The organism is Bacteroides sp. CAG:189 (assembly GCF_000432295.1).
Lineage (GTDB): Bacteria > Bacteroidota > Bacteroidia > Bacteroidales > Bacteroidaceae > Bacteroides > Bacteroides salyersiae.
In genome coordinates this window covers 1-11672 of the sequence record NZ_HF991088.1, presented here as the reverse complement: position 1 = coordinate 11672, position 11672 = coordinate 1, and the positions used below count along the sequence as shown (strand labels likewise).

The 11672-nt window shown below is 38.2% G+C and carries 7 protein-coding genes; all 7 read left to right on the top strand.

Going from position 1 to position 11672, the window contains the following annotated elements; translation table 11 throughout:
* The first annotated feature begins 190 nt into the window (after positions 1-190).
* Complete coding sequence (locus tag QVP90_RS12400; RefSeq protein ID WP_025818949.1) at positions 191-742, top strand: RNA polymerase sigma factor; 552 nt, start codon at positions 191-193, stop codon at positions 740-742.
* A gap of 121 nt (positions 743-863) precedes the next feature.
* Positions 864-1112, top strand: a complete 249-nt coding sequence (locus QVP90_RS12395; RefSeq protein ID WP_005925592.1) for a hypothetical protein — start codon at positions 864-866, stop codon at positions 1110-1112.
* Between the two features lie 64 nt (positions 1113-1176).
* On the top strand, positions 1177-2028 hold the full coding sequence (locus QVP90_RS12390) for a sugar phosphate isomerase/epimerase family protein (RefSeq protein ID WP_224204013.1): 852 nt from the start codon (positions 1177-1179) through the stop codon (positions 2026-2028).
* A 22-nt stretch (positions 2029-2050) separates the two neighbouring features.
* Complete coding sequence (locus QVP90_RS12385) at positions 2051-5389, top strand: SusC/RagA family TonB-linked outer membrane protein (RefSeq protein WP_005925586.1); 3339 nt, start codon at positions 2051-2053, stop codon at positions 5387-5389.
* 14 nt (positions 5390-5403) lie between these two features.
* Positions 5404-7260, top strand: a complete 1857-nt coding sequence (locus QVP90_RS12380; protein ID WP_005925583.1) for a RagB/SusD family nutrient uptake outer membrane protein — start codon at positions 5404-5406, stop codon at positions 7258-7260.
* Between the two features lie 232 nt (positions 7261-7492).
* Positions 7493-10375 carry a pectinesterase family protein gene (locus QVP90_RS12375; RefSeq protein WP_224206892.1) on the top strand — a complete coding sequence of 961 codons (2883 nt, stop codon included), beginning with the start codon at positions 7493-7495 and terminating at the stop codon, positions 10373-10375.
* Positions 10376-10475: 100 nt separating this feature from the next.
* A partial coding sequence (locus QVP90_RS12370; protein WP_005925577.1) for a T9SS type A sorting domain-containing protein occupies positions 10476-11672 on the top strand: 1197 nt, incomplete at its 3' end.

The window sequence follows — 11672 nt, the reverse complement described above, 5'->3', positions numbered from 1 at the left end:
GTAGCAGGATTTTTTTTATACAGGTATTAATCGGTAAATATGTTGTAGGGCATGGTATCTGCATTTTCAGTTCAATAATCAAATATTCCCAGTCGATTTGTTCCCTATACGGTAGTTTTGCGGAGTCTGAAGAATGAATCAAAAACAAAATAGTAATACTATGATGAGACAGAATGATAATATTACAGTAATGCAAAAGAGAGATGATCAGGAAATGATTACTTTGTTGTTGGCTTTTGAGGAAGGGGATGCAACTGCTTTCTCTAAGTTGTATGATCTTAACGTTAATCTTCTTTTTAGTTATGGTTGTAAACTAACCACAGACAGAGAATTACTGAAAGATTGTATTCATGATGTATTTGTCAAGATGTACACTAAGAAGGAGGAGTTGAAGCATGTGGAGAATTTCAAGTCTTACCTGTTTATTTCTTTACGGAATAGACTATGTGATGAAGTGCGTAAACGTTTGTATGTTTCTGATGCAAAGGTAGAAGAATTGAATCCAGTGTCTTGTGAAGATGTAGAAAACAACTATTTGGAACGTGAACGTGAACATGTGAATAATAAATTAGTAAAGCATTTGTTGGCTCAGTTATCTCCCCGTCAGCGTGAAGCTCTTATTTTGTATTATATTGAAGAAAGAAAATACGAGGATATATGTCAAATCATGAATATGAATTATCAGTCTGTTCGTAATTTGATGCATCGTGGGTTATCCAAATTAAAAACAATTGCAGGTTAAGCAGATACTTTCTTATATAGGCGGTTTGTAAGTTTTAAAAATAGAGATTCTATTTTTTTATAAAACTGAGTACATAGAAGAGTGGATTTCGTCTTGTGTATATAATCAATAAAATGTTAGGATGCTGGACAAGGCGGAAGATTATTTCAAAGACGAAGAATTTGTAGGTTATTTCGTAGAGGTAGTTACGGATGTGCTGATCGGAAGCGATGTATCGGGATGTGAAGACATGACTTTACAAGATGTTTCGGATAAGGTAAAGGGCATATTATTACCTTCTTCGGATATTGAACCGCAACTTTCGGTTTTGGAGGTTGACGAAATAAAGAGGAAAATCAATGAAACGATAAAAACAGAGTCTAATACTTAAATTTTCTAACTTGATAAAAATGAAAAACAATCGTAAATGGATACTCTGTATTTGGTTACTATATATGGTAATAAGTGCATCGGCAACCAGTAGTGTACGGATGCAAGTAGGTGATATCGATCAACGTTATAGAATAGCGGTTTGCGATTGGATGATTCTGAAACGGCAGAAAATCGGGGCATTTCAGTTGGCGAAAGAGTTGGGTAGTGACGGATTGGAGCTGGATATGGGAAGTTTAGGAAAACGGGATTCTTTTGACAATAAATTGCGTGAGGAGTATTTTCAGAAACTGTTTAAAGCGAAAGCCAGAGAATTTGATATTCAAATATCTTCTATTGCTATGTCAGGATTTTACGGGCAGTCTTTTCTTTTACGCTCCGATTATAAAGCATTGGTGCAAGATTGTTTGAATACGATGAAAGTGATGAATGTTCCGATTGCTTTTTTACCCTTGGGCACAGGATGTGATTTACAGAAAAATCCGGAAATTCGTCCGGAATTGGTTCAAAGATTAAAGGTTGTGGGTGATATGGCAGTAGAAATGGGAAAAGTTATCGGAATAGAAACCTCTTTGAATGCCAGAGAAGAGGTTCGATTATTGAATGAGATAGACTCACCGGGAATAAAAATCTATTTTAAATTTCAGAACTCTCTTGAGAATGGAAGAGATCTCTGTAAAGAGTTACGTATTCTGGGAAAAGAGAGAATTTGCCAGATTCATTGTACCGACACAGATGGTGTGACCTTACCGTATAATGATCGTTTGGATATGCAAAAGGTCAGAAAGGTATTGGATAAGATGGGATGGAGCGGTTGGTTGGTAGTAGAACGTTCCCGCAATAAAGAGGATATCCGCAATGTGAAAAAGAACTTTAGTGAGAATATAGAGTATCTAAAAAAAATATTTCAAAAATAAATATGCTTTAAATTTTTATTCTATGAGTCAGAAAAGAAGCAAAAACAGGTTTATGCAGGATATTGGTTTGTGTAAACCACTTTGTGCTGCTATGATTTTGTGCTCGTGGTTAATCCTGTCTCCGACAACTGCTAAGGCTGCGGATGATGTTGCGATAACTCAAGCAGTGGATCAGCAGAGTACTGTAAAAGGTACAGTTGTAGATATAAATGGAGAACCGGTAATTGGTGCCAGTGTGAAAGTAGATGGAGGAACAACTGGTACCATAACTGATTTAGACGGAAATTTTTCATTATTGGTGCCTGCCGGTGCAAAACTTGTAATCTCTTTTGTGGGATATCAGACGCAGGTTATAACAGTAAAACCCGGTACTCCATTGAAGGTTGTGTTGAAAGAGGATGCCGAGTTGTTGGATGAAGTTGTAGTTGTAGGTTATGGAACTGTGAAACGTGCTAATTTGACGGGAGCGGTGTCGAGTGTGAAGATGGATGATTTGAAAGATATTCCTGCCACTAATTTATCAGCCGTATTAATGGGTACAATGCCCGGTGTATCGGTAAGTGAGTCTACTGGTAATCCGTTGGCAAATGCTTCTATTAAGATTCGTACCAGTGGTTCATGGAATTCCGAACCTCCTTTATATGTAATTGATGGATTTATTCGTGATGATACCTATTTTAATATGCTTGATCCATCAGAAATTGATAATATTTCTGTGTTAAAGGACGCGGCTGCTGCTGTATATGGAGTGCGTGGTGCTGGTGGTGTTATATTGGTTACAACGAAAAAAGGAAAAGAAGGGAAAGTATCGGTTAATTATTCCGGTTCGGTTGGATTTTCACAGGGAGTTCATATGCCCGATATGATGACAGCTTACCAACAGGCTACGGCTTTGAATGATATGTGGCGTGAAGAACAACGTAGCGGGAGTGAAAGTACATATACATTTTTCTCTGAGCAAGAGTTAAATGACATGAAGAATGTAGATTATAATTGGTTGGATGAGGCTTGGAAAACAGCGATTAATACTCGGCATGTTTTGAATGTCAGTGGCGGAACCGAGAAAGTTCGTTATTTTATTGGTGGGGCTTATATGTATAGCGACGGTAATTTTTCAAATTTGGATGTGGACCGTTTTAGTACGCGCATGGGGTTGGATGTAAGTTTTACAAAGGATTTGAAAGCTTCATTTAATATGAGCTATGCAACTAAGTCAACTAATATGCCGTTGAATAATAAGGACTCAGAACCTGCTCTTATGTATGGTACATTCAACGATCTTAACCGTACGTCTCGTTGGATTCCGGCTTATATTGACGGAATGCCGGTTGATTATGGAATGACAGAAAGTGATACGCATCCTTTAGCCATATTTGACAGTGGCTCTTACCGTAAAAACCGGAGTGATGATATGGCATTGAGTGCTAAGTTGGATTATAATATCAAATGGATAAAAGGACTTTCGGCCAGTTTGGCTATGAATTATAGCCGTACTTCATCCAATGGAAAAAGTTTGTATAAGCCTTATACTGTATACACTTTTGCTCCTGTGAGCTATTCGGATGGAGATACGACTTATGATGGACGATTAATGTCGAATACATTAACGGGAAGCCAGCAATTGTTAAATGGGAATTCTTATTATGATGGGGCGGATTTCGGATATTCTTATCAAATTAACCCTCAATTGAATTATCATATAAAATTGAATGAACATGATATTTCGGCGATGTACGTGTATGAGGTGGCAGAAAGCGGAAGTAATGCACTAAGTCTAACAGCGAAACAGATGTTGGTGGATAATGTAGAAAATATTCAAGGATTCAGTAAAGATGCCATAACAGGATCATCTGGTAAAGGTAATATCAGTCGGCGTATGTCTCATATTGCTCGTTTAAATTATTCTTGGGCAGATCGCTATTTGTTTGAAGGTACTATCCGTTACGAAGCTTCCAATAATTTTGCACCCGATTATCGTTGGGGGTTGTTTTATTCATTGTCTGGTAGCTGGAGGATTTCAGAAGAGAAATGGTTCAGAGATAATGTACGCGGAGTTGATAATTTGAAACTTCGTGCGAGTTATGGTCGTTTAGGAAATGATAAAGCTGTTCTTGGGCAATGGAGACAGTCTTATGCGTTTAGTTCAAATATACTTTTATTGGGTAGCAGCGCTACTCAGATGACTGCACTGAAACCTAATCTGAGTGGATTAGTCGCTTTAAATTCTTCGTGGGAAAAGACAGATAATTATAACGTCGGCATTGATCTAAATCTGACTAATGGACTTTCATTTGACGTTGATGGCTTTTATAAACACACATTCGATATTTTAGATGATGCAAAAAGTACTTTTCCTCAATCGGCGGGCGTAACTGAGTCAACTCCAAAATTGAATTATGGAATTCAGAATGCTTGGGGATTTGAATTTGGTTTAGGATATCATAAAAAAATAAATAGTGACTGGTCGATAAATGGAAAAGCTAATTTTTCATATGCTATGAGTAAAGTGATTAAGAAATACCAAAATCCGGGTATTGTAGGAACTTGGCAGGATGAAGAAGGACGTGTACGTGGTGGCGAGGTTGGTTATAAAGTATGGCGTGGTAATGATGGTAAAGGTGACGGAATGGCTCGTTCTTGGCAAGATATTGAAGATTATATTTCATATTTGGCATCGCATACAGCTGATGGAAGTAAAGAGAGTATTAGGGTGTTAGGTTTAACTTGGGAACAACTGAGACCAGGTATGTTAATGTATGAAGATCGTGGAACTACAGCAGGAAACCAAGTGCCTGACGGAATAATCAATTCGGCTGGAGATAATTGTATTATAAGTAAATATGATAATCCTCCTTATAGTTATAGTTTAAATTTGGGATTTAGTTGGAAGAATTTAACGGTTTCTGCCTTGTTCAACGGACAATTTGGAAATGATGTGATATTCGATAAAGGTTTTTATACAACAGCTTCGGGGGGTAAACGTACAGGTGCTTTTCTGTCTGAAAGTTCCAATCAGTTATCTGAATGGTATGGGAATTATGCGATTTCCAATGAAGACGGATCGCTTGTAAATCCTAATGCGAGATATCCTCGTTTGGATAGTAATTCATTAAGGGGAGAACGTTCAGACTTTTGGATGCGAAATGGACATGTATTGCGTTTGCGTACTTTAAATGCATCTTATTCAGTTCCGGGAAAGTGGCTTTCCCATATGGGGATTGCTTCATGTCGTATCTTCTTTACAGCCAATAATTTGTGGACTATCATTAATCCATACCCATACAAAGACGCTTATGTAGGTTTCTGGAGTGATTATCCTCAAATACGGACATTTAACTTTGGTATAAATATTGGAATCTAATTAAGAGAAGAACTATGAAATTGAATAAAAAAATAATCGGAGTACTTTGCTTGATGTCATTAATAAGTGGCTGTAGTGATTTTCTGGATGTAAAAGACGAGTCAGCTATTAATTCAGCTATTTGGGATAGCGAACAATCTGCAATGTTATACGTAAACAATATATATACAATGTGCCTTCCATCTTTTGGTGGAGATAACGTATATGGTAGTATTAGTCCATCTGCTTGTTCTGATGAAATAGGCGGTGACCTCAATTCTTTAATGGAGGGGTCAATGGATTTTGGACAAGTAGGAGCTTTTTCTGCCAGTACTTATGCAGCTGTTCGTTATATTAATATTGCTTTTGAAGAGTTGGAAAGTTCTACTATGTCGGAAGCTGAATTCAATCGTGTAGCAGGTCAATTGTATTTTTTTCGTGCTTGGCAGCATTGGAAAATGATGCTGATGCATGGTGGAGTGCCTTATATGAAAAAAGTAGTGGGATATACCAGCGAAGATGATCTTAAAAATGCGAAACGTGATAAAACGTCTGATTGTATAAAGTATTTACAAGAAGATTTGAATCATGCTATTGACATGCTTCCTTCTTCTTGGAGTGAAGCAGAATGGGGACGTGTAACACGAGCTACGGCTGCTGCTTTGTTGGGACGTATAATGGTTTATTATGCAAGTCCTCAATTTACTCCCGATCAGGAAAGTGCAGAAGCGAGAGCCCGTTGGAAGACGGCTTATGATGTAAATCTGAGAGCTGTTGATATTTGTACGGAAGATGGATATGGGTTGATGGATTGCAAAACGGAAGTTACTGAACAATGGCCTGCTGTGACAGATATAAACAAAATATTCTTGGAAAGAGGCATAAAAAATACCGAGGCTTTATTTGTACGTATATATGATAGCGAAAATAATAGTCACGGATATGAGAATAGTATACGTCCGGGTTCACAGACAGGTAATACTAAATCCCGTCCTTCTAATTTGCCTTCCGTAAAATTAGTAATGGCATTTCCTAATTCTGATGGTACCCCTTACGAAAAAGCAGTCGGTGATGTTTATTTTTGGAAAGATCGCGATCCTCGTTTTTATTCTACGATTGTTTATAACGGTTGTTATTTTCCTTATCAAGGAAATACTTCTTTCCGGCAATGGACTTATAAAAATGGGGATCAATCCGGAACTTCGGCAGCGACTAATACCGGATATTATTGTCGTAAAATGTTAGATCCTTCCACAAAATATCTTTCTAAAACTTCTACAAACTGGATTGAAATCCGTTACGCAGAAGTCTTGCTGAATTTAGCCGAGGCAGCATTGGAAGTTGGCGATAATGATAAAATGTATGAGTGTTTGGGAGCACTTCGTAAACGTGCAGGAATTCCGGAAGGTGATAATTATTATGGTTTGAAAACTGCTTCCAGCTTGAGTCTGATTGAGCTTGTGATGAATGAACGGTTTATAGAGCAGGCTTTTGAAGGACGTCGTTTTTATGATTTACGTCGCCGCAATATGTTTACGGAGGATTTGGGGATGGTAACCACTAAATTGAATGGAGAAAAGAAAGGTTCATGGGGAGTTAATTATCAACTTAAGCTTGGAGTCAATGCTGCTGTATTTGCCAGCAAGCGTGATGGTATGACCATGGATGAAGTTAGTGAAAATATGAGGGCTTCGCAGACATCAGCCGGACCGATGGCCTCTCCCATAGAATATAAATGTGTATCCACCGAAGAAGAGTTGAAGAATACGACTACTGGAAACTATAATTTCTTTGATATTCCCGATGGTATTTTAACTCGTAGTCCGGCTGTCCTACAGACAATGGGGTGGTCATATGATGTGGAAAAAGGTTGTTTTAATCCGTTTGAATAAATAGGTGATAATGAATGAGTATACTTTGAGCATGTCATAGTTTTTTTATAGATTAATTAGGAAATAGGAGAGTATCTGGCAATAAAGGATAACTCTCCTTTTTCTTTTTAGAATTCTTTTGGTACATGATTGAGTACATCTTTCCTTAACGAGCGTCTTTCTTTATATATTAAAAAAAGAAAATAGATTAATCTTTGTTACGATGCACACAAAAAATTACTTTTTATCATTTATGGTAGCATTTGTCTTTTGTTGGACTAATCTTGCTGCACAGGAGCAACCGTTTACTTACGTAGTTGCAACTGACAATTCCGGTGATTTTACTACTGTTCAAGCGGCAGTCGATGCTTGTAAAGAGGGAGAACAACGTAGTATTATTTTTATTAAAAACGGTACCTATAAAGAAATGGTTAACGTTCCTAAAGGAAAAATAATCAGCTTGATTGGAGAGAGTGCAGAAGGTGTTCTGATTACTTTTGACCGTGACCGTGGGGCTGGTAGCGATTTCACGGATTTTAGGGATATTACTACTTGCCAGTTTTATGGCGAAGATATGTATGTAGAAGGACTTACTATTGAAAATTCTTCGGGAAATGTGGGGCAGGCCGAAGCACATTATGTCGCTTCTGATCGTCAGACTTATAAAAATTGCCGTTTCCTGGGTTACCAAGATACACAAAGGACGAATAGCGGGGCACGTGCTTACTTTAAAGATTGTTTCATACAGGGGGCTACTGATTTTATTTTTGGTGATGGTCTCATGTACTACGATAATTGTACGGTCAACTGTGTGAAAGGAGGAGGTTATGTTACAGCTCCTGCGGAGTGTGCTTTCTTTTTGAGAAAAACGGAGAATGCTACCGGACGAGTTTTACGGGTAACTTATATATTCCGTGATTGTGATATTACGGCTGATCCTGATGTAGCTGCCGATACATATTATTTGGGACGTCCTTGGAAAGAATATTCCGGTGTATATTATCTTAATTGTAAGATGGGGAAACATATAAAACCGCAAGGTTGGACAGAATGGAACGGTAATGAAAAAAGTGCATGTTTTGCAGAATATGGAAGTTGCGATTTGTCGGGTAATATGCTGGATGTAAGTGGGCGGATCGATTGGAGCTTTCAGTTAGCGCAGGAAGACGCAGAGATGTTTACGCCTGCATATGTTTTTGACAAAGCAAATAGTAGGGTACCTTATGATCCTGTTGCCTTATGTGAAAAAGTTCAGTCCCCCCAGTATGCTGAGCAATCTGGGAAGCAATTGACATGGATGTCGGTGAAAGGGGCGATAGGTTATGTTATTTTGAAAAATGGGAAGTTTATGGCTGCTACTACTGCAACAACTTATTCTGTGGATGACCTGACCGGTCGTTATAGTATAAAGAGTATTGCAGAACATGGTGCTTTGAGTCAAGCAGTAAGAGTTGAAAATACGGATAAGCAAATATTAAAAGCATTTCCCACAGCTGAAGGATTTGGTAAATTGGCTACAGGGGGGCGTGGAGGTAAAGTTGTGACGGTAACTAATCTTGAAGACGATGCCGAAGGTTCTATCGAAGGGTCTCTCCGTTGGGCATTCAATCAGTATAAAAGTGATTTTACGATTGTTTTTGCTGTATCCGGACGTATAGAGTTGGTTGCCCCATTGAAAGTAAAGAAGAGCAACTTTACGGTGGCGGGGCAGACAGCACCTGGAGATGGAATATGTATTACAAGTAATAAGGTAAATTTAGGTGGTTCATCCAATTTCATTTTACGGCATATACGTTTTCGTATCGGACAGACAGATGTGAATGGAAATATTTTGGCTGAAAATTCACTTGGAGCTGAGAATTGCGAGAATTTTATAATTGATCATTGTACATTTGGGTGGTCGGTAGAAGAGAATATAAATACGTTTGATGATCATTTTCATACAGTTCAGTGGTGTATCGTCCATGAAGGGTTATACAATGCCGGCCATCCGAAAGGTGTTCGTGGGTATGGATGTCAATGGGGAGGCTCTTCCGCTACTTATCATCATAATTTGTTAGCTAATAATCAATCGCGCTCTCCTCGCTTTAATGGTTCCAGAGGTGGAACAATCGGACAGGACTTAAGTGTCTATTTGGAATATATAAATAATGTAAATTACAATTGGGGTAGTAGCGGGGCTTGTTATGGAGGAGAAAACACCTCGGAGAATAGGAAATTTTTTGGACATGAAGGAAACTTTATTAACAATTATTATAAGCCGGGACCGGCTACTCCTTCTGGTACTCATTATTTCTTTAATCAATCTTTGCAACGCGATGGTGCTACTTCTTTAGGTCCTTCCAAATGGCATTTCAGTGGTAACATTATGGAAGGTGACGATGCTGTGACAGCTGATAATTGGAAAGGTTTTAAAAATAGTACTTCTTATTCTATAGATGATATCAAAGTAGATACGATCATACAGACTTCTGGTGATCATGATCATCAAAAATATCATTATGATTGGGATACTTATACATATAAGAATTATGAGACGGCTGCAGAGGCTTATGAATCTGTTCTTGCTGCTGTCGGTGCATGGCCACGTGATCTCATTGATACACGTATAGTGAAAAGTGTACGTGAAGGTTTGGCACCTTATGGCAATCATGGGATCATTGATTTGCCCTCGCAGGCTGAAGGTCCCCTTGCTTATGATACTTTTGATAGAGTGGTGGATAGTGATGGAGATGGTATGGATGATGCTTGGGAATTGGCGAATGGATTGAGTCCGGCTGATCCTGCTGACGGTAATAGTTTGACGGAGTTGGGATACACAGCTCTTGAAGTCTATTTGAATAGCTTAGTCGGCGAGAATATAAAACATGATTTTTCTACAGTAGGTATCCAAAGTGAACATGCCGATCAGCGGCTTGAGTTGGCGAGTACGATTGTTACGGAGGAACTGGAAATTCTTTGTGACGAAGATTTGGACGGTGCTTATATATATACAATAAATGGAACCCGGATAATGGGGGTTAAAATAGAGGGTGGCAAGACATTATCTGTTTCTGGTCTTGAATCTGGTTACTATATTATTGCTGTTTATACAAAGGCTGGTGATGCGAAAATAGCTAAATTCTTAAAAAAATAAAAATAAATACCTATCCTGTTATTGTAATTCTCTAAAGGTGAGTACGTACGGGATGGGTGTTTCGTCTATCTATTAGAATATGTATTTAATAAAAAATAAGATGGAAAATATTATTACAAAATCAATGGTTTGCAGTGCAATAGCTATTATTGGATTTTCTGCAATTACGAAGGCTCAGTGTCCCAATTTTACTTACTATCCTATAAATCAAGCTATTGGATGGAATTCGTCTGAGTATTATAAGGTGATTGATTTGGATGCAGCAACTTTAACGGATGCAGCTAAATATCCGCGGACAGGGGCTATAGACGGGCAAGACGATAATGTAGATTATGAGCAGAATATTTTAAAGTCTCCTACCGGAGATGGAAATATAACTGTTCCTTTATATAATCCTGCTGAAGAACAGGGACAATATGTACCTTCCGGATATAATTATGATATTAAGTTTGTTCGTTGTGTGTTTGCTCCGGATCATTATACCAGTGCTCTTACAAAAGACGATAATGGTATGCTCCCTTCCGGTAATACTAATGCATGTACTATAAATGATAACACTTGTTTGGTTGGTAATGTTTATGGCAAACAAGGATTTATAGAACTAAGTAGACAAGCGGCTTCTGCGGGTGAACCTGCTAATAGCAAATGCGGATACATACAGCTCGACAATTTATATGGTGTAGAGCGAATTCAATGGTCTTATTCTTCTACAAGTTGGAAACGCGGAGTTATTTGTGAAATCAGGCTTGGCGGAGAAGGTGCCGAGTGGTTGCCGCAACGTATTATACCAAGTGAAACAAATGCTTATGCAACATTTTCTGAACAGGGATATGAATTTGAAGAATTAATAAATGCGGTAGATGGTGAAGATGCGGAAACACCTGTTTCTGTTCGTTTCCGTGTATTTGATTGTGATACTCTTACATGGGCAAGTGAATATAATCTCGATCCGAAAGACAGATCTCCAGAATATTATTATGCAAGACCTGGTGTTCTTCAACCGGTGCGTATTCATCAGATTAAGGTTTATTCGGCTTTTACAGGGGCTGAAATGGCACAGAAGATTCAAGAAGCAACAGGTGTACATGGAACTACTGATGAATGTTTTTATGTCAGAAAAGAAGGTTTGGAACTTTGTGCATCGGAAGAATGTTCGATGGAACTTTACACAGTTGAAGGAAAACAGATTCGTAGAGTACAAGGGAAAAAGATGGGTGTTTCCGACTTGGATAAAGGAATTTACATTTTGAAGGCTATTAATTCTGATGGAATAGTCAAAAACACTAAATTTTCTTTA